This window comes from Rhizocola hellebori (genome assembly GCF_016862955.1).
Taxonomy (GTDB): Bacteria; Actinomycetota; Actinomycetes; order Mycobacteriales; family Micromonosporaceae; genus Rhizocola; species Rhizocola hellebori.
Map to the genome: position 1 here is coordinate 14,276 of NZ_BONY01000085.1, position 25,477 is coordinate 39,752.

Here is a 25,477-nt window from a genome sequence, read left to right on the forward strand (position 1 = left end):
GAGGCTAGCCCCACCGGCCGATGGTGGACAGGTACTGTGCGGCTGTGCTGAGGATGCAACCGTGGGACCAGCTCGCGCGTCTTGGTTATGACCGGGTGTCTGACACGGGGGACGTTCATGCGCAATAGCGCTGGCAATATCAGAGTTTTGGGCAGATTGAGCACCTTGGCGCTGTGCGCTGTGCTGGCCGGCATCGTCGTTGCTGCCGCCGCGTTTCCGGTGGCTGCGATCTCGGGGCTGCTGGCCAAGGCCGGCGGCGAGGCCTTCGGGCAACTGCCCGACGAGTTGACCGTCAAGCGTTCTCCGCAGATCAGCTACGTCTTCGCCTCGGACAACACCACCCAGCTTGCGGCGGTTTACGACGAGAACCGGCGAGATCTGCCGCTGGCCGAGATTCCGGATGTCGTGCAGCAGGCGATCCTGGCCGCGGAGGATCAGAAGTTCTACGACCACAACGGGGTTGATGTCAAAGGCTTCGCCCGGGCCTTCATCGCCAACCAGAGCCAGGGTGAGGTGCAGCAGGGCGCGTCCACCATCACGATGCAGCTTGTCCGCATGTCGCTGACCTATTCGCTGGACACCAAGGCCCAAGAGGTCCTGGCCGCGACCGAGGACACCAACGCGCGCAAGCTCCGTGAGATTCGCTACGCGATCGCGCTCGAGCGGCGGATGAACAAGCAGCAGATCCTGGAGAACTACCTCAACACCGCGTTCTTCGGTAACCGGGCCTTCGGGATTTTCGCGGCAAGCCAGGTCTATTTCGACAAGCACCCCAAAGACCTGACCGTCAGCCAGGCCGCCTACCTCGCCGGGCTGGTGAAGTTTCCCAGCTCGACCGATGACGAGAAGGGCAAGCGGGCCGCGCTCGAGCGGCGTGACTACATCGTCACCGAAATGGCCAACCTCAAAAAGATCTCGCCGGAGCAGGCGGCCGCCGCCAAGGCTGAGAAGCTCGTCATCCTGTACAAGAAAACGCCCAACGGATGTGTGGACGTCAGCGCCAACCACTGGGGCTTCTTCTGCGACTACCTGCACCGCTGGTGGCTGCAGCAGGAGGTGTTCGGCCCGACCACGTATGACCGGGAAAGGCAGCTGCGGGCCGGTGGTTTCCGGATCCAGAGCACGCTCGACCTGACCACGCAGACCGCCGCCTACAACGCCGCCATCAAGCAGGCCCCGATCAACCTGCCGCAGGCGTTGCTGCTGGCCGGAATCGAGCCGGGCACCGGAAAGGTGCGGGCACTCGCGGCCAACCGAAACTTCAAACTCGACGACGACGAGGAGAACGGGCCTAACACCAACCCGAAGGCCCCGGCCGGGTCCAAGGGGTCCTACCCCAACACCACGAACCCTTTGCTATCAACCGATCCTTCCTTTCAGGGGTACCGGCCCGGCTCGGTCATGAAGATCTACACGCTGGTCGCCGCGCTGGAGAACGGGATCCCGCTCGATTACGTCATCAACACCCAGGCGCAGGCGCAGTCCAAGTACCCGTACAAGCTCGAGCCCACCTGCAACGGCATGTGGTGCCCGCCCAACAGCGCGGGCACGGCGATCGGCCCGCACAACATGTGGACGGCGTTCGGCTCGTCGGTGAACACCTACTTCGTGCCGCTGTTCGACACCGTCGGGGGCGACAAGGTGATCGATGTCGCCAAGCGGATGGGCGTGACGTTCTACGACGTGCCCGACGATCCCAATGACCGGCCGGGGACGGGCACGAAGGACGACGACTTCTACAGCTCGGTGGCGAATGCCAAAATCTGGTCGCCGTTCACCCTGGGCATCTCCACCCATCCGCCGCTGCAGATCGCGAACACCTTCGCCACGCTGGCCGCCGACGGCCTCTACTGCGCGCCTACCCCGATCGAGGCGATCTTCACGTTCAAGAACGAGAAGCTCGACATCGGTGGCAAGAACTGCACCCAGGTTATCGACCCCGAGGTGGCGCGGGCGGCCATCGACGCCGCGCGCTGCCCGGTCGGCGACTCGTCGACGGTCAGCAAGTGCCAAGGGGGCACCGCGCTGGACTCCCGCAAAATCATCGGTAAGCCGGTCGCGGGCAAGAGCGGCACCAGTGACAACGAGAGCACGGCCACGCTCACCATCACCACCAAACAGCTTGCCATTTCTGGGTTCTTGGTCGATCCGGATTGGCCGGACACCACGCAGAAGATGAAGCACAAGGGTGATCGCGGCATCAATCCGGCGGTGCAGATGGCGATGCGCGACGCGATGGCCGGCAAACCCTCGATTCAGTTCACCCCACCGAAGAATCAGAAGCTCATCACCGGTGTGCAGGCGAACATCCCGGTCTTTGCCCCTTGCGCCAGTGTCGGTGATGTGACCGCGGCCCTCAAGGGCGCCGGGTTCCGGGTTGAGGTCGCCAAGGGCACGGTCCCCTCGGTCTGCCCGGCAGGCTCGGTGGCCGCGACGAATCCGACGGTGAAGACGTTGCGCGGCGGGCTGGTGGTGATCCAGGTCAGCGATGGCAAGGGCCCATCGCCCGGCCCGTAGCGGAACCGGTCCGCCCCGGGTTTCGTCTCCTCGGGTATGAAAAGAGCACTACTGGTGGGCGTCACCGCACTGGCCCTGGCCGGATGCGGTGACGCTGCGCCGACCACGGCGGAGCCGTCCCTCAGCTGGCAGGAGCCGGCGAATTACGAATACACGGTCGCCTCGACCTGTGGCGAGCGCCTGCTCATCGGCACCTTCAAGATGACTGTGGCGCAGGGCAAGGTGACCGAGGTGGTGCGCAAGGACAACACGCTGCCCGAGGTGAAGCCGGAAAATTATCCCTCGCTAAAGGATCTGCTCGACGAATACCTGACCGCCAAGAAAAATGGCGCTCACCTGGCCAAACTCGAGACCGATCCGGCCGACGGCCATCCCACCAAGATAGATCTCGACCCGATCAAGAATGCCATCGACGACGAGGCGTGTTACCGCATCTCCAACTACACCCCGAGGAGCTAGGGTGTCTCGGTGCGTTTGGTAATCGCTCGATGCTCTGTTGACTATGCCGGTCGTCTCGCGGCCCACCTTCCCCTCGCCACCCGTTTGATCATGGTGAAGGCGGACGGGTCGGTCTCCATTCACGCCGACGATCGCGCTTACAAGCCGCTGAACTGGATGAGCCCGCCGTGCAAACTCCAGGAAGCACCCGGCGTCTGGAAGGTGATCAACAAGGCGGGCGAGGAGCTGCGCATCACGCTGGAGGAGATCTTCCAGGACACGTCCTTCGAGCTTGGCGTCGACCCCGGGCTGCAGAAGGACGGTGTGGAGGCACACCTTCAGGAGTTGCTCGCCGCCTCGCCGCACGTGTTCGGCGAGGGCTTCACGCTGGTGCGGCGCGAATACATGACCGCGATCGGGCCGGTCGACCTGCTGTGCCGCGATGCCAAGAGCGCCCATGTGGCGGTCGAGGTGAAACGGCGCGGCGAGATCGACGGTGTCGAGCAGCTGACCCGGTACCTGGAGCTGATGAACCGCGATCCACTGCTCGCCCCGGTCTCGGGCATCTTCGCCGCGCAGGAGATCAAGCCACAGGCCCGGGTGCTGGCCGAGGACAGGGGCATCCGGTGCGTGGTGGTCGACTACGACATGCTGCGCGGGATCGAGAGAGACGAGCTCACCCTCTTCTAAGCCGCCTTCTGCGCATAGCGGGACGACTCCCGAAGCCATTCGAGGTGGCCGCGCGGGGTGGCCAGAAAGGTGACCGCCACCCGGCTCACGTCGCAGGCCGTGCGCCGGTCGAGGCCGAGACTGTCGAAAGTGGACGGCAGGAAGCGGGCCGCGTGGTGCATGTCGAGCATGCGCCGGGCGATCCGCTCCCGGACCCGGGCGGCGGCGCTTGCCCGGCTGACACCGAGCGCGTGCGCGATGACCAGAACGAAGTTGTGGATGTCCCCGCGCGCCGATTCCCGTTGCACCGAAGCGAGGTCGTTGCACCAGCCGACCACGTCGTTGCACGCGTCGACCAGAGCTCGCCAGGCCGGCGACTGGGCGAGCCGCCACGGAACATCGACCCGCAGCATGGCCTCGGGCAGCAGCAACACCATGGCCCCGTTGGTAATCCGGCGCAGCTGAACGAACTCGGCCGGGGTCGGGACCCGGCTCGATTGCCGGTTGGCCGCCTCGATCAGGCTGCCGCGCCAATGCTCACGCAGGCCGATGCGGAATCGATGTGTCCACTGTGGCCCCACTCTCGGCGCGGTTTGCCGCCACAGTCCCGCGAAGGCCTCATCTCCGCCGCGCGGGTAGCGCTGAGTGGGCGAGCGGTCGACGGTGGCGAGCAGGTCGCGGTAGCGGCGGTTGAGACGGGCCGTGTCGCTGCCGAGCGGGCCGTCGTCGCGCTGATCGTCGAAGTCGGCGAACCAGCCGATCCACTGTCCAAACAGGACTGCGGTCGCCAGATCCGACTCCGGCAGCGCGCGCGAGGCCATCGCCGCGAAGCGCGCGCCGGAGTCGGGAGCGAGAGCATCGTGCAGGCGCGGCTCAAAAGGATGCCGCCGGCACGGGGCATCCAGGCCTTCGATCGCCTCCAAACTGCCCAGGTGAATCGTCACAGCGGTCCGAAGAGGAGGTTGCCACGGGCTTGCGGGTCGGCGCTGGTGTAGTACTCCCGTGCCGCCTCGACCAGCTCCTCGACCGAGATCTGGCCGTCGCCGGAACGGTCGAGCGCGGCGAAAGCGGTTTCTATGTTCTCCGCGGACGTGCCGAAGGCGATCTGCATCGTGCGGAACTCGGCCGGTCCGAGGCGGCCGTCGTTGTCAATGTCGGTCAGCTTGGCCACGGCCTGCGCGACGGGCCGGAACGAGACGTCGAAGGCATCGCTCTTGATATAGGCGGAGATCATCGCGTCCCGGAACTCGGCTGGCGACAGAGCATCATCGCGCTCGATTTTGGCGTCCGCGGCGAGCCGGTTCCAGAAGGTGTCGAACCCGTCGAGCACCTCCTTGCCCTTGGCCGAGGTTGGCGACTGGCCGAAGCCCAGGATCATCCGGGAGCCGAGGCCGATGAGGTCGTCGCGCTCGAGCTGGCCGTTGTTGCTGACATCGAGTTGGTCGAAGGCTCTGTCCAGCTTGCGGATCTGCAATTCCGTGGTCATGACCTTTTAGGTATCACGGCGGGGATCGCCGTCGCGGCGATATGGAAATTATTTCAGCTCCAGGCCCTTTTCCAGATGCGCTAGGGCAGAATCCACCAGCTCCGGTAGCGACTCCTTGCCATCGCTTGCCGCCCAACGGGTTATCGCCGGAATCAACGCGCCCACATAGGCGCCGGCGAAGACCTGCACCTCGTAGTCGCCGATGTCGCGGCGATAGCGGCGGGCGGCGGCTTCGGCCACCACATTCGCCATGCCGAATTGGTTGCTCAGCGCGCGGGCGCGGATCGCGGGGACCTCAAGCTGAAGTTTGGTGCGCTGGAGAAGCTGGCCTTGCTCGGTGGGGTAGATCTGTGCGAAGGCGGTGCGCATGGCTTCGCGCATCGCCGCCACCGGCCCCAGCGAGGCGGGCTGCCCCAGGAACAGCTCGATGAGCAGCGGGTCGTACTCGTCCTCGATGACGACATCCTCCTTCGTAGCGAAGTACCGGAAGAAGGTGCTCGGCGAAATCTCGGCGGCCTCGGCGATCTGATCGACGGTGGTGGCGTCGTAACCCTGCTCGGCGAACAATCTCAGGGCGTGGTCCTGGATGGTTCGCCGAGTCTTGGCCTTCTTGCGCTCACGCAACCCGGGCGAGGTCATGTTCCGATTCTCGCACCACGCCGGGCTCGGGCGTGCGGGGCAGGAACAGGGCGACCAGGATCGCGCCCAGCATCGCCGCGCCCGCGCCGGTCAGCAGAACGGCCTCCATCCCCGCCTGGAAGGCGTGCTTGGCCTGCTCGAACAGGGCCGGGTCGGGCAGCGCCGCGGCGGCGACAATCGACTCCCGGGCGGCTGCCGGGGCATCGGCCGGGAGCTGGGCACGGTAGACCGAGCTGAGCAGGCTGCCCAGACCCGCGACGGCGAAGGCGCCCGCGACCTGACGCAGCGTCTGTACCAGGCCCGAGCCAGCCCCGCTGCGATGCTCGGGCAGCGTGGCGAGCACCACGTCCATGGCCGGGACCATGGCAAAGCCCAGCCCGAGCCCGATCACGGTGAGCCAGATCGAGGTGTTCGCGATCAGCGTGCCCAGCCCGAAGCCGCCCGAGAGCAGGAGCATCCCGGTGGCGATGGTGGTGGGGGCGCCGAGCTTCGCGCAGACCTTGGGCGCGAGCCGCCCCGCCACCGCCAGCCCGAGGATCAGTGGTATCAACCGGATTCCGGTCTGCAGCGCGCTGAGCCCGGTGACCGCCTGCAGGGAGAGCGGGAGCACGAACAGCAGGCCCATCAGCGCGAGTGAAGCGAGCACGGTGGCGAGCGTTCCCCAGGCGAAGGTGCGGTTGCCCAGCAGGCTGAGGTCGACCAGCGGCTGGGCGCGCCGCAGATTGCGCAGCGTGAAGAGTCCAATCAGGACGATCCCGAAACCGAGGCACGCCAGCACCACCGGGCTGCCCCAGCCGCGGGTCGGTGCCTCGATCACGCCGTAGACCAGCAGGCCCAGACCGAAGACGGAGAAGATGACGCTTAGCGGATCCAGCTTTTGCGCGTGCGGATCCTTGGATTCGGGCAGCAGCACCGCCGCCGCTACGAAAGCCACCAGCACCACCGGGATGTTGATGAGCAGAACCGAGCCCCACCAATAGTTTTCCAGCAGCCAGCCGCCCAGGATCGGGCCGAGCGGAAGCCCGAGCGCCATGCCGACCGACCAGATGGAGATGGCCTTCGACCGCTCCTGCGGCGGGAAGATGACCGGCAGGAAGGACATCGACAGCGGCATGATGATCGCCGCGCCCACTCCCATCGCCGCCCGCGCCGCGATCAGAACCGTGGTGTCTTTGGCGAAAGCGGCCAGCAGGCTGGCCAGGCCGAAGAGCGCGACCCCGCTGAGGAGCAGCTTCTTGCGCCCCCACCGATCGCCGGCCAAACCGGCGGGCAGCAGCAGGGCGGAGAGGGTGATCAGGTAGGCGGCGACGATCCACTGCAGATCGCCTGTGCTCGCCCCGAGGTCGGCGGCGAGCGTGGCGAGAGCCACGTTGAGGATCGTGCCGTCGAGGCCGATGACCAGCACACACAGCACGAGCGCGGCAAGCGCGTACCATTTTTTGAGAGCTACCATAATTTGATAGTAGCTCTCAAAAAATAGTTCCTGTCAAGTTAGCCGTGAAGCAGTCGCGCTGCCTTCAGGGCGAGCTTCATGCCGGCCGGGGTCCGGTGGAAGGTCAGCATCGCGGGCAGGCTGGGCATGCGCCGCTTGGCGATCGACTTGGCCCGCGCGAACTCACGCAGGCCGTCCTCGCCATGGATGCGCCCAAAGCCCGAGCCGCCAACACCACCGAACGGCAGGGTCGGCACGACAGCGAACGAGAAAGCGGAGTTGACCGAGGTCATGCCGGTGCGCAGCCTGCGCGCGATGTCGATGCCGTGGTCGCGGGAGAAGACGGCCGATCCGAGCCCGTAGTCGGTCGCGTTGGCGAGCTTGATGGCCTCGTCCATGCTCGACACCTTCGCCACGGTGACGGTCGGGCCGAAGGTCTCCTCCTGTACGGCCACCGAATCCTCGGGGACATCGACCAAGATAGTTGGCCGGACATGGGTGCCCTGGACCGCGTCCGCGCCGCCGATCAGAGCACGACCGCCGCTGGCGAGCGCCGCGTCGATGTGCCTCTTGATCACCTCGCGCTGGCCCGGCATGGTGATCGGCCCGATCTGCTCCGGGTTGATCTTCTTGGTCTCCTCGAGCAGCTTGCCGATGAACTCGTCATAGACCTTCTCGTGCACATAGGCGCGCTCGATGCCGACGCAGGCCTGTCCGGCGTTGAAGTTCGCACCCCACGCCACGGCTTCCGCCGCGGCTGCGACATCGGCGTCCTCGGCCACGATGACCGCGTCCTTGCCGCCGCCCTCGATGACCACCGGGGTGAGCGTCTCAGCGCAGGTGGCCATGACCTTCTTGCCGGTCGCGGGCGAGCCGGTGAAGGAGATCTTGTCGACACCGGAACGGCAGAGGGCCGCGCCCACCTCGCCCGTGCCGTGGACGATCTGCAGCACCGGGTGCTCGGGCACGATCTCGTGGAAGAGGTCGACGAAGAACTGGCCGACGGCCGGCGTGTACTCGCTGGGCTTGAAGACCACGGCGTTGCCGGCCGCGAGCGCATAGGCGATGGAACCCATCGGCGTGAAGATCGGGAAATTCCAAGGGCCGATCACGCCCACCACACCGTAGGGCTGGTATTCGAGGTAAGCGGCGTACTCGGGCTGGAGCAGGGTTCCGCCCACCGAGCGCCCTCTGAGCGTCTTCTTCGCATGCCGCGCCGCCCAGGCGATGTGGTCGACAGAAACGACGATTTCCAGCATCGCCTCGTCGACAGGTTTGCCGCCCTCCCGATGGATCAGCTCACCGAGCTCCTCGATGCGCCGGACAAGCGCCTTGCGCCAGAGCAGCAGGCGCTTGCGCCTTTCGTCATGACCGATGCCCTGCCACCACTGACCGGCTTGCCGGGCCCGGGTGACAGCCGCGGCAACCTCCGCCGCGCTGGCTACCTTGAGCCGGGCCACCTCCTGGCCGTTGGCAGGGTTTGTCGAGATCAGCTCGCCGTCGGCGACACTGCTAGCGCCGGGAATCGTGGTGACAGTCACGGCCGAAAGTCTATGCCTACCCCCAAGTAATACGAAAGATCCTCGGAAACTCCCGGGGCGTGCGCTCGAATTGCAGTGGATCGCTTCACACTCGAGTGAGGGGTAACAGAGGGCATGGCAGACTCCGACTTAATCGTCGCTAAGGAGAAGGCCATGGGTCGGGAGATCAATACGGTTGGTGTGGTCGGCTTGGGCACCATGGGTGCTGGGATAGTCGAGGTCTTCGCACGTAACGGCCTTTCTGTGGTCGCTGTAGAGATCGATGCCCAGGCGCTGGAGAGGGGCCGGGCCAACCTTGCCGGATCGACCGATCGCGCTGTGGCCAAGGGCAAGCTGAGCCCGCAGGATCGCGACGCGCTGGTGGGCCGGGTCGATTTCCAGGTCGGGCTGGCGGCGCTGCACAGCGTGGACTTCGTGATCGAGGCGGTGCCCGAGCACCTCGACCTCAAGCAGCAGATCTTCGCCGAGCTCGACCGGGTCTGCCCTCCCCACGCCATTCTTGCCACCAACACCAGCTCGTTGAGCGTCACCGAGATCTCGGTCGCGACCCATCGGCCGCACCAGGTGATCGGGGTCCACTTCTTCAACCCCGCGCCGGTGATGAAGCTGGTCGAGATCATCAAGACCGTGGTGACCACCCCTGAGGTGGTGGCTGACGTAGAGGCGATGTGCGCCCGGCTGGGCAAGGCCGATGTGACCATCAACGACCGAGCGGGCTTCATTGCCAATGCTTTGCTTTTTGGGTACCTGAACCACGCCGTCACGATGTTCGAAGGCCGCTACGCGACCCGCGAGGATATCGACGCGGCGATGAAGCTTGGCTGCGGCCTGCCGATGGGGCCGCTGGCGCTCATGGATCTCATCGGCCTCGATACCGCCTACGAGATTCTCGACACCATGTACAGGCGTGGTGGCCGCGATCGCAGGCACGCGCCCAACCCGCTGCTCAAGCAGATGGTCACGGCCGGTCTGCTCGGACGCAAGTCGGGCCGTGGCTTCTATACCTACGAAAAGCCCGGATCGCCGGTGGTGGTTGACGCCGCCGCGGCGGTCGAGGGCGAAGCCAGCCTGGAACGTCCAATCACGACAGTGGGCGTGGTCGGCTCCGGCACCATGGCCTCCGGCATCATCGAGGTCTTCGCCAAGGCCGGATACGAGGTGCTGAGCGTGACCCGGGGGGCGGAGAAGTCGGCCCGCGTCTGCGAGACCGTGAAGACCTCACTCAACAAGGGCGTGGTCCGCGGCAAGCTGAGCGAAGCCGACCGCGACCAGACCGTTGGCCGGATCACCTGGTCCACCAACCTTGATCACCTTGCCGACGTCGATCTCGTGGTCGAAGCCGTGGTCGAGGAGCTGTCGGTCAAGAAGGCGCTTTTCGCCAGCCTCGACGAGATCTGCAAGCCCGGCGTGGTGCTCGCGACCACGACGTCGAGCCTGCCCGTCATCGAATGCGCGATGGCCACCCAGCGCCCGGCCGACGTCATCGGGCTGCACTTCTTCAACCCGGCCCAGATCATGCCGCTGGTCGAGATCGTCAGCACCATCCGCACCAGCGCCACCACGCGCGCCACGGCCAAGTCGGTCATCGCCAAGCTCGGCAAGACCGGCGTGGGTTGTGCCGACCGGGCCGGATTCATCGTCAACGCGCTGCTTTTTCCGTACCTGAATGATGCTGTGAAAATGCTCGAGGCAAGCTATGCGACGGCTGACGATATCGATGCCGCAATGAAGCTCGGCTGTGGTTACCCGATGGGCCCGTTCGAGTTGCTGGACGTGGTCGGCCTCGATGTCAGCCTTGCCATTCAACGGGAGCTCTACCTTGAGCTTCGCGAGCCGGGCTTCTCGCCCGCGCCGCTGCTCGAGCACCTTGTCACCGCGGGCTACCTCGGGCGCAAGACCGGGCGGGGCTTCCGCGATCACACTCACCGCTGATCCCTACTCTTGACGGGTGAGCCCTCGCCGTAACAACCGACGTGACGAACCGGGTAAGCCCGATCCCGCGCCTACCCGGTTCGACGAGATCGAGGGCGAGTTCCGGGTGCGCCACCTCAGCGGCGAGACGAGCACCAAAATGTACCGGTGCCCCGGCTGCGACCAGGAGATCAGGCCGGGTGTGCCGCATGTGGTGGCGTGGCCGCTGGAGGGCTGGGGCGACGAGTCGGACCGCCGGCACTGGCACACGTCGTGCTGGCGGGCTCGTGGCCGGCGCGGTCCGTCCTCCGCCCGCTGGTGACACAATGATCAGGTGAGTCTTATTCGTGGCAATTCGATCCTGCCCGCCGCGCGTGAGCCGATCGAGCTGCACACCGCGGACGGCCTGAAGCTGATCGGCGAGCTCGCCCTTCCCGAGAGCGGGACGCCGAAGGCCACCCTGATCTGCCTACATCCGCTGCCCACGCACGGCGGCATGATGGACAGCCACGTCTTTCGCAAGGCCGCGTGGCGGTTGCCGGCCCTGGCCGGGCTGGCCGTGCTGCGCTTCAACACCCGCGGCACGACAAGCGTGCAGGGAACGAGCGAGGGCGTGTTCGACGGCGGGGTTTCCGAGCGTTTCGACGTGGCGGCCGCCATCGAGTACGCGGAGTTCCATGACCTGCCCAACCGGTGGCTGGTCGGATGGTCCTTCGGCACCGATCTCACGCTCAAATACGGCTGCGATCCGGCGATCGAGGGGGCCGTCCTGCTCTCCCCGCCCCTTCGTACGACGACGGAAGAGGAGATGAAGGTTTGGGCACGCGATGGCAAACCGTTGACCGCTCTCATTCCGGAGTTTGACGACTACCTGCGGCCAGATGAGGCAAGGGTGAGGTTTGCGGCAATTCCGCAAGCCGAGGTGGTCGCCATGCCCGGGGCGAAACACCTTTGGGTGGGAGATGCTGAAAATGTACTCAACGAGATAGTCAAGCGCGTCGCGCCTGGTGTAGCCACCCCGCTATCGTCCACATGGGACGGACCGATGGCCGCCGGGGACGCCAGTGCCTATGCCGATCGCACGGTTGCCGCGTTTGATCCACTCTGACTAAGGCATTATTTGCACGAGATTTCCCTCAACCGAAAGGAATGCCTCGTGCTCGGTCTGGAAAACAAGCTGAAGAAGGAATACGAGGGCAAGAGCGCCCAGGAACTCGCCGACGCTCCGGTGATCGCCATTCAGGGCGTGTCCGAGGGAGACGCGGAGCTCCTGCTCAAGGCGTTTAACATCAAGACCGTTCGTGACCTGGGCACCAACAAGTTCTTCCGCTGGGCGCAGTCAATCTCGAACCTCGCTGAGTAGCTAGCGCGGTAATTCTGGCGCGCGCCCAAGCGGCGCGCGCCAGTACTACAGCGTTTCCCTTTACTTGGGTGGGTTGCAGTCGGCGAGCAGGGTCACCGGGACCCAGCTCAGAGTGGCCGTGGTGAAGGCGGTGTTGGCCTCGGTCTGGGTCTTCTTCACCGCGAACAGGGTCGCGTCCTGGGCGCCTGCCTCAATCTTGGTCGCCGCCGTGATGAGGGCTTCCTTGAGATCGGCCTCGTTGCCGGTCGCGGCGGCCGAAGCCACGCGCAGGTCGGCGGCGATGCCCTGCAGCCCGGCCTGGATCTCCGCCTTGGCCGCGCTGGCCTTGGCCGCGTCGTTGCTGCCGAAGGCGACCTTGTACTTGTCCTGCAACGGTTTGATCTTATCTATGGTCGCTTGGGCGATCTGGCAAGGGCTGCCGGTCGGCACCGGTCGCGGTGATGCGGAAGGCGAGCTGGTCGCTGTTGCTTTGGGGGTGGGGGTGGCTGCCGCGTTGTTGGTGGGGGTCTTGGAACAAGCGGCGGCAACGAAAAGGAGGCCAGTCAAGGCCAAGGGGGCCAGCAGGCGGCGCATGGGGGTTCCTCCAAGGGGTTCGCCAAAGCGCACACGTTACCGTTGTCCGCCCTGGTCCGCAGCATCAGGACCGGATCAACCGGCACTCCATTCCAAAGTAAGACGCCGCGAAATCATCTCGGCACAGATCGTTACCACGACATAGCAAACGCCGGCCGGCCACAGCCACGGCCGCGCCAACACGACATGGCGAAGCCAGGAGGTATTGCTTGCCGGTCGTGGAACGGACATCAGCCGCATCAACCGATATCCCGCCCTCATCCGGGCCACCCGGCGGATCAGCTGGGCCGTTTTGCGGGGAGCGGTGACCGTGGTGACCACCTCGGCCAGGTGCCGCTTCTCCTGCGGCTCGAACAGCGAGTCGAGGAAGAGGTCGTCGGCGATCGCGTCCGGGAAGCGCTCGAAGCGGGAACGGCCCACCGCGCTCAGGGCGATCACCCCTCGTCCGAAAAGGCCGTCCCGAAACACCGGCAGGCGCCGGTTTATGGCGTAATAGGCGCGCACCGGAAGGCCCGAGCCGCGGGTCAACACGCGCCTTCGGCCGGTCGCGGCGTGTACGCCGGGCTGGCTCACCGCCTGCGCGAGCGCTCTCGCTTCGCTTGCGGAGAGCGGAATGTCCGCGTCGAGGTAGATGCGCGCCAATCGGGTGGCTGCCGCATCGCCCGCCCGTAATGCGGCTACTTTTCCGGCTTCGGGCAGCTCTATCACCAGTACCCCCGGAATGCTCCTGGCGATTTCCGCGGTGCCATCGACGCAGCCGTTGGCGACGACGATAATTTCGAACTCGTTGGCCGACAGGCCGTCGGTGAGCAGCGTCAGATTCCCGCCGATGCGGCCACCCTCGTTGTAGGCAGGAATGATAATGCTGGTCATGGGCATGCGAATCGGATGCTCATGAAACGTAATTGTGGCGTGCCAAACTGATGACCGAGCGACGGACCGTGGTCGGTTTCCCGACAGCACCTCATCGGACGAAGCGCAAATCTAGTTGACCAGGCATAGTAATTTTTGGGCCCGACCCCCGTGGAGAAAGGGCGACATGGATCTCTGGGATGTCGCAAAGGTAATGTGGCGACGCCGCGGGGTAACCGTGCCGTTGCTGCTGCTCACCGCGATCGCGGCGGTATTCGCTCTGCTGACGATCCCGCCCGGCTACTCGGCCAGGGCTCAGATCGCCTTCCTGGCCCCGCCGGTGGCGCAGCCGGGGCAGGTCGCCAATCCCTTCACGGCCGCGGGTCTGGCCGAATACGTCTCCATCGCCTTGAACAGCCAGGAGATCAGGCAGCAGCTCGGCCAGAGTGGGCTGTTGTCGGACTATTCCGTGACGTTCACGTCGGAAAGCCTTCCGCTCATCGGCCTGGAAGTGGTGGGCAAAGAGCAGGAAGAAGTGGCGAAGACGGTCGACCGTCTCATCCAGATGGTGCAGACCGAAGCGGCCAAACTGCAGACCGCGGCCGGGCCGGGGCAAGCGATTGCGGTCAGTGTGGCCGATGCCGGTGACGACATCAGGGTCGTGAGGTCCGCGGGCAGGCGCGCCCTGGTGGTCATCGCGGGAGTGGGCCTGCTCATCACGGCGGGCGTCGCGCTCAGCGTCGATGCGCTGACCCGGCGCAGATCAAGGGCTCCCGAGCCACCGCAGCGGCGGCTGGTGCCGCGCCAGAGCGTCGCGCCGGCCCATCCGGTACGACGCCAGGAGCCGGCGGAGCCGGAAACCGCTGGGGCGGCTGCGATGCCGGCCGGTTCCCGGCTGTCGGGCTCGTCGGTGGTCCGGGTGGCGACGGTACGGGCCGCGGTGGCGAGCCGGGCCGCAGGCGAATCGGCCGCGGCAGAGGGGGAAGCCGTGGTCAAGGAGGTCGAGAGGCTCGAGGCCGCGGTGACCGTCCCACTCGATCAGGTGGCGGTGGAAAGCCAGGGCGACAACGATGTCACGGTCGTGCTGCCGCTGGCCGGGATGGCTCGGACCAATGGCAAGCAGGGGAAAGGCCCGCTGGGCAAACGTCTGAGCGGTGACGCGGCCGACGCGGCCACGAAGCGGTAGGGCCCGGCATGTATGGCCAGATGCCGGCCAGGCGGCATCACCTCAATGCCGGCCTGCTCGTCGGCTTCGTCGTGTTGCTGGTGGCACTGATTCCTTCCGCGATGGTCCTGCCGGCTTTCGGCGAGTTCGGCCATCCGGCGACCTTGCTGTGCCTGCTGCTCATGGGGATCTGGTTGCTCACCCGCTTGCACCATCGCATGATCGCGGTGGGCGCGCAGCCGATGCGGTGGCTCGCCTGGCTGTGCCTGGCCGCCGCGTGCGCTTCCTACGCCGCCGGGCTGTGGCGGGGGCTGACCCCGGCCCAGGACGACATGGCGATCCGGGCGCTCCTTGGCGGCTTGGGTTTCTTCGGGGTCATCCTGGCCACGTCCGAGGGGTTGCGCAGCAAGGAACGCCTTGACGGGCTCATCTGCCTGACGCTGATCGGCGCGGCTGTGATCGCGGTGTTGGGCATGGTCTGGGCGGCGATTAACATCGATATAACTGCATACCTTGATATTCCAGGTCTGGTGCGCCGCGGTGACGCGGCCGGGCCGCGCATCACGCCAGAGCTTGGCGCGGTGCTGGTTCTGCTGCTTCCGTTCGCGATCCACATGGGACGCTTCGCCCGCACCCGGCCGGAAAGGGGCTGGATGGGCCTGATCGGGGTGCTGATGGTGCTGGCGCTTGCCACCGCGCCATCGCGAACGGCCCTGCTGGCCCTGGCCGTGCTGCTGGTCGTGCTGATCCCGGCGTGGACCTGGCGGACCCGCTTCAACCTGCTGACGCCCAGCCTGCTCGTGGTCGCGGCCATGCTTTACCTCATGCCGGACCTACCGCGCTCAATCGCGAAGATGTTCACCGAGCCGGGCAACGACGTGGTGGCCGCGGCTCGTGGCCGGTGGGCAGCCATCCCGGAGCAGGCGTGGCCGGGCGGGCATTGGCTCGTCGGGGTGATAGCGCTTGCGGCCCTTCACCTTGGCGCGTTCGTGCTGGCCGCGCTCGCCTTTCGCCGGTCGGTCATGCTGGCCGATCGGCACCTGTGTGCCTGTCTCATGGCGACGCAGCTGATGGGCATCGCGCTCGGCTTCACCTTCGCGCCGTTCGAGCTGGGCACCTATCCGATATTCATGGCCATCGCGACCGGGGCGTGTGCCGCGATGTGGCGGCTCAGTGTGCCGAGGCGGCGTCGTGTGGTCAGTCAGGCCTGATGGCCCCAGGTGACTTCGCCGGCCCGGCGTGCTGACCTTTCGGCGGCCAGAATGATTGCGGCGTAACAGATTCCAGCCGGCCACAGCCACGGCCGGGGCAGCACCACATCCTTGAGCCAGGACGAGTTGCGGGCCGGCCGGATGGCGGCGGTCGCGGTGGCGCGCAGCGCGCGATTGCCCGCGCGCAGCCGGGCCAGCCGGCCCACCAGATGGGCGGTGCGGCGGGGCGCGGCGACCGTGGAGACCACCGTCGGCTCATGGTGTTTCTCGGCCGCGCTGAACATCGAGTCCAGGAAGAGGTCGTCGGCGACCTGATCGGGGAACTCGGCGAAGCGCGATCGCCCGCTCTCGCTGACAGCGATCACCCCGCGGCCGTAAAGCGCGTCGCGATAGGCGGGCAGGCGTTTGTTCACCGCGTAAAAAGCGCGCACGAGCAGGCTCGAGCCCTCGGTGGTCACCCGGCGTGCCCCGGTGGCGGCCAGCACACCCGGCCGTTCCACCGCGGCGGCCAGCGCCCGAACCTGAACGGGGGTAAGCGGAATGTCCGCATCGAGATAGATCCGTGGAAATGCCTTGGCGGCCGCGTCGCCGACCCGCAAAGCGGCGGCCTTGCCCGGTGCGGGCAGGTCGATCACCTGTACGCCGGGGACCTGCGCGGCCACCGAAGCGGTGGCATCGGTGCAGCCGTTGGGCACCACGATGATTTCGAAGTCGTCCGAGCCCGCCCCGGTCAGCAGGGCAAGGTTGGCGCCAATCCGGTTGGCCTCGTTGTGTGCCGGAATCACAATGCTGATCACAGCTTGGCCTTCTCCGACTCCGATGACGCGGCCTCACGCCGTGGCGCCGGCACGGTGGCCTTGGCGAGCCGCCGCGAGAGCAGCTGACGCCACACGTTCAGATAGGGCACAGCCTGGTGTTCCCAGGACAGCATTTCGTTGAAGCGAGCGAGCCCGGTCTTGCTCATCCGAGCCCGCAGCGACTCGTCGCCCAGCAGCTCATCGAGGGCTTTGGCGAACTCGGCCGGGTCGCCGGTCGGCACGTAAAGCGCCGCTTCTTCGGCGGTGCGCCGGGTCTCCAGCAGATCGACAGCCACCACGGGAACACCGCGACCCAGGTATTCCACGGTTTTGGCCATGGTCGAGAGCTGGTTCATGCGGGTCGGCAGATCGGGCTGGATGGCACAGGTGGCCTGCCGCAACAGCTGGTCAACTCCCTGTGGCCCAAGCCATCCGGTGAACTCGACGATGTCTTCGAGCTGGCGCTGAACCACCAGCGCCTTGAGATTTTCCAGCTCTTCGCCGTCGCCGGCGATGATGAGCCGCCAGCCGGTGCGCCCGCGCAGCTTTGCCAGCTCCTCAACGGCCAGCACGGCGCCGCGCACGTTGTCCTGCGGCCCGAGCACGCCGAGGTAAACCAGCTTTTGCAGGTCGTCTTTCCCGGGCGACCCGGTCGCCGGCCGGATCTCGTTGGCGGACGGCCCGTTGCGGACCACGGTCACCCTGTCCGGCCGCACGCCGCGGCGCAGGGCAATGTCGCGATAGGACTGATTGGTGGAGGTCACCCAGGACGCTGTGCGCATCGTGAGCCACTCCAGCCGCTCCAGCATCTTGTAGACGAACCGGTTTGGATTCCCGTCGGACCTGGTGGCATAGACCTCGGGGCACAGGTCGTGGTGGTCGAAGACCCACGGCCGTCCCAAAGCCCGCATCAGCAACGCCAACGGGAAGTAAACATCTGGTGGATTGCAGACCTGTACGGCATGCGCTCTTCCGGCGAGCACTTCACCCATCAACCGGAACGCGATGCACAGGAAGGACCAGCCGAACTCGATGGCGAACGACACTATGCCCGATCCGTAGACCTTTACGGGATAAGGCCGCAAACGGGTGTCTCGGCTACCGGGCAGTACGGTAAGACCTCGCTCGCCGCGCGGAGCTATCACGGTGACAGCGAAGCCGGCCTCCTCAAGCGATAGACACTGACGAATTACTCGACGGTCTCGCTCGGCGGGCAGATTGGCGATCAGAATGGTGATATGGGTCCTGCGAGCTGTGCGCACCTGACCATTCCTGCATGGCGGAGCCTTGGCAGGCAAGAAAACCGGGCCGTTTCGCCTGTCACATTGTTTACAAGCCGTCGTGGGGCATCGGTTCACTAGACTCACCGGGTGGCATTGAGCAGCTCGGGTCAGGGTGAGACCGTCGCGGTCGTCTCCGTCACTTTCAACAGCGAGCGTCTCCTCGCCGATCTGGTCGCCTCACTCGAGACCGGGATGCAAGGCGTGTCATGGCATCTCACCGTGGCCGACAATGCGTCCACCGACGCCAGCACGTCCGAGATCCGGCGCCTGTTGCCCGAGGCGACAGTGGTCGAGATGGGACGCAATGCCGGTTATGCCGCAGGGATAAATGCCGCGGTTGCCGCCGCGCCCCCGCATACCGCGATCCTCGTGCTCAACCCCGACATCCGGCTCACCGCGGGCTGCGCCAAGGAATTGCTCTCGGTGCTGGGCCGCGAGACGTCGGGAATCGTGGTGCCGCAACTGGAAAGAGGGGACGGCAGCTACATTCCCGTGCTGCGCCGCGAGCCAACGGTGTTGCGCGCCTTGGGCGACGCCATGCTCGGTGCGCGCCGGGCCGGAAAGTACCCGATGTTCGGCGAGATAGTGACCGGAGATCGGTACTATCAGTCAGAAACCATGGCCGATTGGGCAGCCGGCTCCGCGATGCTGATCAGCGCCGAGTGCTGGCAACGATGTGCCCCATGGGATGAGTCGTTCTTCCTCTACTCCGAAGAGACCGACTTCGCGCTGCGCGCACGCGACGCGGGCCTGCCGACCCGGCTCGCTCCGGCCGCGCGGGCGGTGCATCTGGAAGGCGATTCCAAGCAGTCGCCGGGTCTGTGGGCGTTGTTGATGGTCAACCGGGCGCGCCTTTACCGTCGCCGCCACGGGTTCGCGTCCTCGGCCGCCTACTGGGCGGCATTGGTCCTGCGCGAAGCGAGCCGCGCCCTGCTTGGCAGCAAGCCCAGCCGTGCCGCAGTCCGATCGTTGACCAGCCCGGCTCGGCTACGCCAAGCTCCCAGCGCGCAAACCGTCCGGGCGAACGGCTAACTTTCGCGACGCAGGTGGCGCAAACGCCCCCTGAGCAACCGGCGGGTTCGCTCGACGATCTCCAGAGCCGGCCGCGCCGGGCCACCCATGAAGAAACGCGCAGACCGGTTGAACGCCCGCGGCTCAAAGGCGCCCTGCCGCAGTGCCTGGTAGACGCTGTGCGGGCTCAGCGGCACGCCATCGTCGATGTGCAGCGACATGCCCAGCGGGAAGAACTGCCGGCTGGTGTGAAAGTCCAGGGAGACAAACGGTGCCACGCCGAGGCGACGGGCCATGGCCAGTGCTTGCTTGTTCGGGGCTAGGCCGTCGTACTTTCGGTTCCACACCTCAATAGCGGCAAGGTGTGGCGTCCACGCCGACTCGTAACGCCGCCAGGCGTCGCGCCGCCACGGATGGGCCAGCACGCTGACTCCGCCCTCGGCGCTGACCTTCGCCAGCAGATCGCCGATCTGCGGGGTGTGCCCGAAGAACGGCACCTCGCCCCAGACCGTGATGTGGATCAGGTTTTCTGGATCGTTGTATTCGATGCCCGGTACCAGGAGCACCTCAGGCGTGCTCGCCTCGGCACACGCGGCGTGGTAGGCGCCGAGGTCGGCCTCGGCGAAGGCGCGGCTGTGTTCGGAGAGCAGCACGATCCGGTAACCGCGTTTGCCGAAGCCGGCCGCGATGTCCCCCAGCGACCAGGAAGCGTCGTCGGACCAGGCCGAGTGGATGTGCGGAGCGGCCAGATAGTTCATCGCCGTCTCCCCAGCTGCTCGGCAACCGTCGCCCACGCGTCGCGGGCGAAGACCCGAAACTCGCCGCGTCGCCAGTGGTACCAACGGGTCTTGCGGCCTGGCCGGAGCATGGCCGCGATGGTGGCGCCGCGGGACGGCCAGCGCCCCACGTCACCTCCTCGGGCACCGCGCAGCACGGCAAGCAGGTGCACGGTTTCACGACCGAGATGACGGCACACGATATGCGGCGCCTCGGGCGGGGAGACCGGCCGCCATTGCGGATCGATGGCGGCTCGCACGGCCCACTGCGGATAGTCCAGCCCACGCCGCACGGCCAGCGCCATGCTGCCCCAGGCTCGCCCGTTGAGTTCCATGAACCAGGGCCGGCCGTCGTTGTCTCGCAAAAGCTCAATCATGAAGATGCCGTGCCAACCGGCCTCGGCCAGGAAGCGGCGCACCGGCTCGACCAGCGCCGGGTCCACCGGGATCGATTCGCACGCGCTGGAACCGGAGCCACGCGGGTTCATCATCCTGACCCGCCGATGGGCCGACAGCGCCAGCACCTCACCGCCGCAGGCGATTCCGAAGACACCCTCGCCGACCCCGTCGATCAGCGGCTGTACCAGAACGGGTCCACCGATCTCGGCGGCTATCCGGGCGACGTCGGTGGCCTGCCGGGCTATCGCCCCGGCCGGCCGGGTCAGCCGGCCTTCCCGTTCCACGGTCGCCAAGGCCGACTTCACCATCCAGGGACCGGAGTCCGATGGCGTCTCACCGTCGGATCGGGGCACCGGGAAGCCGGCCGCCTCGGCCAGTTTCACCTGTTGGCTCTTGTCCAGTGCCAGCCGCGCGGCGGCGCCCACCGGCCCGGCGATCACGGCGGTGCCCTCGGGCGCCACCTCGGCCAGGGCTGCCGTGAGCCACAGCGAGGCGTCGTCGAGAGGCAGCACAGCGACCGGCTTTTCGGCCTCGATGAGCTGGCGCAGCGCTGCCACGCTTGCGGCCGCGTCGGCCTCCGGCTCGGGCAGGCTCACCAGCCGGATCCCCTTGGCGGAAGCCAGCGCGGGCCGCCTTCCGGCCCGGGTGAAGGCGACCACCTCGAAGCCCGCGTCGCGCAGGCACCAGGCCGACTCGATCGCGGCCAGCGACTCGGCGAAGCCGATGAGCACGCGTGGGCCTATCGCCACCGCTTCACCAGCCCGACGGCTGTGCCGCGCAGCTTGGCGGCGACTCCCGGCCCGGCCAATACCTCGGCCCTCATCGACTCTGCGGTGTCGTGACTGCGCACGCTGTATCGCGGCTGCAGCCAGGCTTGCTCGTTCGCGGGGCGTCGATCGCTGGTGAACACCCGGGAATACCCGTTGTGCCGCAACGCCTGCAGCGTTCCCCGGTCGTACTGCCCGCGCGGGCAGGCCGCCTCGGCCACGGGCGTGCCGAGCAGCGAGGCCAGCCTGTCGCGGGCGGCCACCAGCTCGGCGTGGCGGGTCGCCGCGTCCATGCCGCGCCACGAGACGTGCGACATCCCGTGCGACCCGATCTTCATCCCCGCCTCACGCAGCTGGAGAACGTCGGCCTCGGAGAGGCTGCCCGGCTCGCCGAGCCGCCCGGCGATGACGAAGAAGTCTGCTCGCAGATTGCGCTTCAAGAGCGCGGGCAGACCGATCTCGATATCCGACGCGTTGGAGTCGTCGAAGCTGATCCGGATGGACGGCCACTGCGCCACCTCGTCGAGGATGCTCTCGAAGCGGTCGACGTCGACCCAGTAGATGTCCTCGCCCGGCTCCAATGCCCGTTTGGGCGTGCCGATGCCGTGGAAGCAGATGTTCAACACGTGAGGCATCCTGCCCTACCGGGCCATCAGCGGCTGATAGAGGCTGAGCAGATCCTCGCGCAGCCCCGACTCGTGGTAGCGCCCGATGATTCGCTCCGAGGCGACCAGCCCGGCCTTGGCCAGGTTCTCCGGCTCGGTCTCGTATCGGCGTATCGCTTCTTCGACCGCCTTGGCATAACCCAGGATGTCGCTGTCGGGTACCGGGCTGCTGTACTCCGGATCGAAGTAGTCGCGACCGCCCATGCCGGTGAAGCCGATCGCGTAACAGCCGCTGGCCATCGCCTCGGCCGGCGGCAGGCCGAAGCCCTCGCGTTCGCTGAAGCTCAGGAAGATGGGGCAGCTGCGCATCAGCTCGGCCGTCTGCGCCTCGGTATAGCCCTCGATCGGGATCAGCTCCCACCCCTCCAGCACCCCGCGCGAGCGCAGGATGTGCAGCAGGTGTTCGCGTTCCTGCCGCCGGCGGCGGGGGACGAAGGCGATCCGCCGGGCACGGCGCGTCTCGGACCCGGGTGGGTGGAACACCTGGTGGTCCAGAACGGCGCGGGCCCGGTGCACCGGGATGTCCGGGAACGTGAACCGCAGCAGCGCCGCGCTGTCCTCGGAGACGGTCAGCAGCGTGACCAGGTTTTCCAAGGTCGTGTAGGGCGCACCGGGCGGAGTCTGCGCGAAGGGCACGTGATCGAACGTGTGGTAGGCGCCCTGATTGAAGACGATCTTTCGCGGCTCAGCGGGCAGCAAGTCGGGGCCGAGCAGGTAGAACTCCGGCACCACCAGCACATCGTCGGGGCTGAGCGTGAGCTTTGGGGCGCTTACTGTTCTGGTGTTGTTGGCGAACCAGGTGCACCGGAAGCCTTCCTCGCTGTGCAGCACGGCGGCGTCGATGCCGGCCGCGTTCAGCTGGTCCACGTGGCGGTAGAGCATCCGCACGCCGCCACGCGGTGAGGACTGGTCGGGGGTCAGGTAGTAGACCACCGGCGAACCTCTCCGCGCGCCGACGGTGAGCTTGGGAGGCCGCCGGCTTCGCAGCTCGCGAGCTCGACTCGTGGCGGCGAGCACTTCGCGCACACGCCCCGAAATAGCCGGGATCATCGTCCAACCTCCGTCGTCGTTCGCACTTCGCTGGCCACCAAGATGTTGACCAGGAACGCCACCGTCGCCGCCCGCGCGCTGCGCCGCCCGTCGAGCAGCTCGTCGAGCCAGCCGGTGTTGATAAATCCGTTCTGCCGCAAGGCATCCACCTGGTTCGGCTCGGCGCGCCAGTGCGCCACCACGAGATTGGCGAGATCCTCGGCGCCAAGCTGTGCCTTGCTCTTGCGGCCCAGCCGCTGCTGAATCTTGCCCGCCGCCTTGCGCGCGGTGACCCGAGCCACCGCCATGGTGGTCACCAAACCAGGCTTTCCCAATTTTGCGGGTACCAGACCGGAGTCGAGCGGCACCGAGGCGAGCCGCGGGTCGAGGCGGTTCATCAACTGGCCCATCAGGTGCGCGTTGCGCTTCTCCTCGGGGCTGGTGAGCAGGGCCAGCTCGATGAAGCGCCTGTCCAGCATGGGGTTGATGAAGAAGCGCCGCACCGCGGCCGGCGTGCCGTGCGCGCCGGCCCACCGCTGAACCCGGTTGAACAGGTAGAACTCATCGGTGGCCCGCAGCCACTCCCGGGAGTAGCCCGCGAACTGCTCGTTGAGCTGATCGATCGCGTTCACCTTCGCGCGCTGCGCGAAGCCCGGGTCGAGGGCGTCGCTGTCGACCGCCTCGTTGATGAACAAGCGCCATTCGGCCAGCCGGCTGACCAGGTTTGGCGTGGTTTCCTGCCGAGGCTGGCCCGGGTAGTAGAAGCCGCGTGCCGTCTCGCCGCCCGCGCCGGAGAGCCGGTGGCCCTGATCGAGACCGGATTCCGCGAGCACCAGCGGCGCGAGGGCCAGCGGGCTCGCCATGCAGTCGAGGGCTACCGCGGCGTCGAGCGCCATCCGGTAGGCGGTGGCTGTCTGGACCGCGGGCTGCTGGTCGAGCCAGTGCACGTGATGGTCGAGCCCGCACATCGCGCTCAGGCGAGCCGCGATGGTGACGTCGGCCGCGCCTTGTACGCCGAGAGTCATCGCGTTCAGACCGGAGCGTGCCCCGGGCGGGACGGCGCAAAGCAGCACCCGCGAGTCTTGACCCCCGGTGAGCTGAAGCACCGTACGCGGATGGTCGGCAAGGTAGGCCGCGTGTATCTCGCGCAGGATCGCGGCCATCTCACCGACCACATCGGACAGTGGCAGGGGCTCGCTCGCCATGGTCGGCTCGACATAGCGCCGCACGCTGACCGCGCCGTGGTGCAGCACGGCGATTGATCCTTCGGCGAGCTTGTGGATCCCGCTGAAAAGGGTGTTCGTCCCCACCTGGTGACCAAGCAGGCTCTGCATGCCCACGTTCGCCGAGTCGAGCGAAGCGCCGCTGAGCGCGGCGAGAGCCAGCGCGCTGGTGGAGACCGCGGCCACCCCGGCGCCCTGCCACCAGAAGAGCTGGCGCATGCCGACCCAGTCAACGCCCACCACGATCGGCAGGCCCGGGCCCGCGCGATGAGCCGCGCCGAACGGGGGCAGGATGCCGGACAGGCCGATGCGGTCGACGGCGTTCCCCTCGCCCAGCATGGCGCCCACGGCCTTCGCCGAAAGGTCACCTTCGCGGGTGCGGATCGATCGCGTCAGCCTTACCGCGAAGCCACGCTCTGGATCGTCGATGTCGTCGTCCTGCTCGCGGCCGGCCGAGGCGATCCATCCGTCGGAACTGTGCTGGACGGCGACGTCGCCATCACCATCTAGATAGGACAGTGCGTGAGGGGTAGAGCTGACCGCTGCGGTGCCGGGAACGGCTGAAACGGCGAGGAAAGCTCTCACGAGAGGGCCAGCCAGGGGCGGCGCTGGAACATGTGATCACCCTAGTCGTGGTCACCAGTGCCGTTCCAGCCGAGGACTGACGGCTTGCCGACAGGATCGACTAGGGGGTCACCAGATTGGCCCGATCCGGGTACCAGTAGTTGCCGCTCCACACATTTCCGGGTACTTCCCTGTCCCACGCGGCCACCGGGCCCAAGTCGCCACATTTGGGCCACTGGTTCTTTAAGAACCCGTTGTTCAGGAACTTCACATTGTTGGCGGTCGCGTCGGAAAAGACACCACCGTAAACGCAATAGCCACCACCGGAAAACAGGTTCTCCTGAACGGTGACGCCGTTGATGGTGCCATCGCGCGAGTAGAGCGACAGCGCCGACGAGCAGTTGTAGCCGCCGTCGCATTGGAGGTAGTTGTGGCGGATCACGATGTTGGAGCCGCCGTGGATCGACATGGCCGTGTTGTGGCTTTCGCCGCCCACCTTGTTGCCGTAGAGATATGAGTCCTCGATGACCGAGTTGCTTCCTGCCCTGATCCCCGTTCCCGTCCCGTGAATCTTGCAGCGGCGGCAGGTGAAGTTGTTGCCGCTGACGCCGGAATAGGTGGTGGTCTGGCCGAGCCCGTCGATTTCCACGTCTTGGATCAGCAGGTTCTTGGGCGAGGTGTTGTAGCCGGGCCCGATCGAGCCCTCCGCACAGGCGGCCCGGACAAGCGTGTTCTTGACGGTGACGTTGTCAGCCCGAACGCTGATGCAGCCCTTGACGTTCAGGCCGTCGATGACCGTGCCGGCCTTGGTGATGATGAGGTCGCCGGCATGGGCGGTCAGTTGCTTACCCGCCGGAACGCCGGTATTGCTGGCATTGGGCCAACTTGTATAGATCGGGCCCTGACTGGTGGGCGTGGTCTTCTTTGGGGTGGGGCTTGGTGTCGAACCGGGCGAGGCGGTCGCCGAAAGAGGTGAGCCGGCATCGCCTGTCGGCTGAAATTCTTGCGACTCGCTGCCGCTCGTCTCCGGCAGCGCTGTCGGGTCTTGGTCTTTGCTCTGGTTGGTGGCCCACACCACACCGGCCCCGGCCAGCAACGTGATGAGCAGACCCGCGATCAACGCCGGCATAGCCCACTTGGGACGCCTTCTGCCTAGTGGCGCGAGG

General features: G+C 66.6%; 24 protein-coding genes and 1 pseudogene. 10 read left to right on the forward strand and 15 right to left on the reverse strand.

Annotation, left to right across the window (positions count from 1 at the left end):
• Positions 1-147: 147 nt before the first annotated feature.
• The 3 genes from Rhe02_RS40710 to nucS are packed head-to-tail and all read left to right on the forward strand — an operon-like array spanning position 148 to position 3,645.
• A complete protein-coding gene (locus tag Rhe02_RS40710) occupies positions 148-2,517 on the forward strand; it encodes a penicillin-binding protein (RefSeq protein ID WP_239124370.1) in 2,370 nt (789 codons plus the stop codon).
• 36 nt (positions 2,518-2,553) lie between these two features.
• Positions 2,554-2,976: a DUF6174 domain-containing protein gene (locus Rhe02_RS40715; protein WP_203913878.1), complete on the forward strand. Its 423-nt coding sequence runs from the start codon at positions 2,554-2,556 to the stop codon at positions 2,974-2,976.
• Between the two features lie 9 nt (positions 2,977-2,985).
• Positions 2,986-3,645 (forward strand): endonuclease NucS, encoded by a 660-nt coding sequence (gene nucS, locus Rhe02_RS40720; protein ID WP_203913855.1) that lies wholly within the window; start codon positions 2,986-2,988, stop codon positions 3,643-3,645.
• Here the strand turns inward: nucS and Rhe02_RS40725 are convergent.
• From Rhe02_RS40725 to Rhe02_RS40745, 5 genes are read right to left on the reverse strand one after another with little or no spacing between them, the layout of a single operon-like run.
• On the reverse strand, positions 3,642-4,568 hold the full coding sequence (locus Rhe02_RS40725) for a terpene synthase family protein (RefSeq protein ID WP_203913856.1): 927 nt from the start codon (positions 4,566-4,568) through the stop codon (positions 3,642-3,644). The genes nucS and Rhe02_RS40725 overlap by 4 nt on opposite strands.
• On the reverse strand, positions 4,565-5,110 hold the full coding sequence (locus Rhe02_RS40730; protein ID WP_203913857.1) for an EF-hand domain-containing protein: 546 nt from the start codon (positions 5,108-5,110) through the stop codon (positions 4,565-4,567). The genes Rhe02_RS40725 and Rhe02_RS40730 overlap by 4 nt, the downstream gene beginning before the upstream one ends.
• 48 nt (positions 5,111-5,158) lie before the next feature.
• The gene (locus Rhe02_RS40735; protein WP_203913858.1) at positions 5,159-5,749 is read right to left on the reverse strand and encodes an acyl-CoA-like ligand-binding transcription factor; all 591 of its coding nucleotides are present in this window, start codon (positions 5,747-5,749) and stop codon (positions 5,159-5,161) included.
• Positions 5,727-7,202: a DHA2 family efflux MFS transporter permease subunit gene (locus Rhe02_RS40740; RefSeq protein WP_203913859.1), complete on the reverse strand. Its 1,476-nt coding sequence runs from the start codon at positions 7,200-7,202 to the stop codon at positions 5,727-5,729. The genes Rhe02_RS40735 and Rhe02_RS40740 overlap by 23 nt, the downstream gene beginning before the upstream one ends.
• A 38-nt stretch (positions 7,203-7,240) precedes the next feature.
• Positions 7,241-8,722, reverse strand: coding sequence for an aldehyde dehydrogenase family protein (locus Rhe02_RS40745; protein WP_203913860.1), 1,482 nt, complete (start codon positions 8,720-8,722; stop codon positions 7,241-7,243).
• A gap of 153 nt (positions 8,723-8,875) precedes the next feature.
• Between Rhe02_RS40745 and Rhe02_RS40750 the strand changes: the two genes are divergently transcribed.
• The 4 genes from Rhe02_RS40750 to Rhe02_RS40765 all read left to right on the forward strand — a co-directional run bounded on the left by Rhe02_RS40750 (position 8,876) and on the right by Rhe02_RS40765 (position 11,996).
• Positions 8,876-10,654: a 3-hydroxyacyl-CoA dehydrogenase family protein gene (locus Rhe02_RS40750; RefSeq protein WP_203913861.1), complete on the forward strand. Its 1,779-nt coding sequence runs from the start codon at positions 8,876-8,878 to the stop codon at positions 10,652-10,654.
• Between the two features lie 88 nt (positions 10,655-10,742).
• On the forward strand, positions 10,743-10,955 hold the full coding sequence (locus Rhe02_RS40755) for an Rv1322 family protein (protein WP_203913876.1): 213 nt from the start codon (positions 10,743-10,745) through the stop codon (positions 10,953-10,955).
• A 12-nt stretch (positions 10,956-10,967) separates the two neighbouring features.
• Positions 10,968-11,741 carry an alpha/beta hydrolase gene (locus Rhe02_RS40760; RefSeq protein ID WP_203913862.1) on the forward strand — a complete coding sequence of 258 codons (774 nt, stop codon included), beginning with the start codon at positions 10,968-10,970 and terminating at the stop codon, positions 11,739-11,741.
• 48 nt (positions 11,742-11,789) lie between these two features.
• Positions 11,790-11,996 carry a hypothetical protein gene (locus Rhe02_RS40765; protein WP_203913863.1) on the forward strand — a complete coding sequence of 69 codons (207 nt, stop codon included), beginning with the start codon at positions 11,790-11,792 and terminating at the stop codon, positions 11,994-11,996.
• A gap of 60 nt (positions 11,997-12,056) precedes the next feature.
• Here the strand turns inward: Rhe02_RS40765 and Rhe02_RS40770 are convergent, their stop codons facing one another.
• Both Rhe02_RS40770 and Rhe02_RS40775 read right to left on the reverse strand, forming a co-directional pair.
• On the reverse strand, positions 12,057-12,569 hold the full coding sequence (locus tag Rhe02_RS40770) for a hypothetical protein (RefSeq protein WP_203913864.1): 513 nt from the start codon (positions 12,567-12,569) through the stop codon (positions 12,057-12,059).
• Between the two features lie 75 nt (positions 12,570-12,644).
• On the reverse strand, positions 12,645-13,442 hold the full coding sequence (locus Rhe02_RS40775; RefSeq protein ID WP_203913865.1) for a glycosyltransferase: 798 nt from the start codon (positions 13,440-13,442) through the stop codon (positions 12,645-12,647).
• 166 nt (positions 13,443-13,608) lie between these two features.
• Between Rhe02_RS40775 and Rhe02_RS40780 the strand changes: the two genes are divergently transcribed.
• A complete protein-coding gene (locus Rhe02_RS40780; RefSeq protein ID WP_203913866.1) occupies positions 13,609-14,607 on the forward strand; it encodes a hypothetical protein in 999 nt (332 codons plus the stop codon).
• An 8-nt stretch (positions 14,608-14,615) separates the two neighbouring features.
• Positions 14,616-15,797, forward strand: coding sequence for a hypothetical protein (locus Rhe02_RS40785; RefSeq protein ID WP_203913867.1), 1,182 nt, complete (start codon positions 14,616-14,618; stop codon positions 15,795-15,797).
• Here Rhe02_RS40785 and Rhe02_RS40790 read toward each other — a convergent pair.
• Positions 15,788-16,594, reverse strand: coding sequence for a glycosyltransferase family 2 protein (locus tag Rhe02_RS40790; protein WP_203913868.1), 807 nt, complete (start codon positions 16,592-16,594; stop codon positions 15,788-15,790). The two genes, Rhe02_RS40785 and Rhe02_RS40790, sit on opposite strands and share 10 nt — an antisense overlap.
• On the reverse strand, positions 16,591-17,856 hold the full coding sequence (locus Rhe02_RS40795) for a glycosyltransferase family 4 protein (RefSeq protein ID WP_203913869.1): 1,266 nt from the start codon (positions 17,854-17,856) through the stop codon (positions 16,591-16,593). Before Rhe02_RS40795 ends, Rhe02_RS40790 begins: the two co-directional genes overlap by 4 nt.
• A 108-nt stretch (positions 17,857-17,964) precedes the next feature.
• On the opposite strand from Rhe02_RS40795, the gene Rhe02_RS40800 reads away from it, so the two are divergent.
• Positions 17,965-18,909 (forward strand): glycosyltransferase, encoded by a 945-nt coding sequence (locus tag Rhe02_RS40800; RefSeq protein WP_239124371.1) that lies wholly within the window; start codon positions 17,965-17,967, stop codon positions 18,907-18,909.
• On the opposite strand, the gene Rhe02_RS40805 is transcribed toward Rhe02_RS40800, so the two are convergent.
• From Rhe02_RS40805 to Rhe02_RS40830, 6 genes and pseudogenes are all read right to left on the reverse strand, one after another.
• Entirely contained in the window at positions 18,906-19,646 is a 741-nt protein-coding gene (locus Rhe02_RS40805) for a PHP domain-containing protein (protein WP_203913870.1), read from the reverse strand. The two genes, Rhe02_RS40800 and Rhe02_RS40805, sit on opposite strands and share 4 nt — an antisense overlap.
• On the reverse strand, positions 19,643-20,812 hold the full coding sequence (locus tag Rhe02_RS40810) for an ATP-grasp domain-containing protein (protein ID WP_203913871.1): 1,170 nt from the start codon (positions 20,810-20,812) through the stop codon (positions 19,643-19,645). Before Rhe02_RS40810 ends, Rhe02_RS40805 begins: the two co-directional genes overlap by 4 nt.
• Complete coding sequence (locus tag Rhe02_RS40815) at positions 20,803-21,465, reverse strand: polysaccharide deacetylase family protein (RefSeq protein WP_203913872.1); 663 nt, start codon at positions 21,463-21,465, stop codon at positions 20,803-20,805. The genes Rhe02_RS40810 and Rhe02_RS40815 overlap by 10 nt, the downstream gene beginning before the upstream one ends.
• A 6-nt stretch (positions 21,466-21,471) precedes the next feature.
• Positions 21,472-22,545 carry a glycosyltransferase gene (locus tag Rhe02_RS40820; protein ID WP_203913873.1) on the reverse strand — a complete coding sequence of 358 codons (1,074 nt, stop codon included), beginning with the start codon at positions 22,543-22,545 and terminating at the stop codon, positions 21,472-21,474.
• Positions 22,542-24,332 carry an asparagine synthase-related protein gene (locus tag Rhe02_RS40825; protein WP_203913874.1) on the reverse strand — a complete coding sequence of 597 codons (1,791 nt, stop codon included), beginning with the start codon at positions 24,330-24,332 and terminating at the stop codon, positions 22,542-22,544. Before Rhe02_RS40825 ends, Rhe02_RS40820 begins: the two co-directional genes overlap by 4 nt.
• Positions 24,333-24,432: 100 nt before the next feature.
• Positions 24,433-25,477, reverse strand: a pseudogene (locus Rhe02_RS40830) (hypothetical protein); the annotation flags it as partial.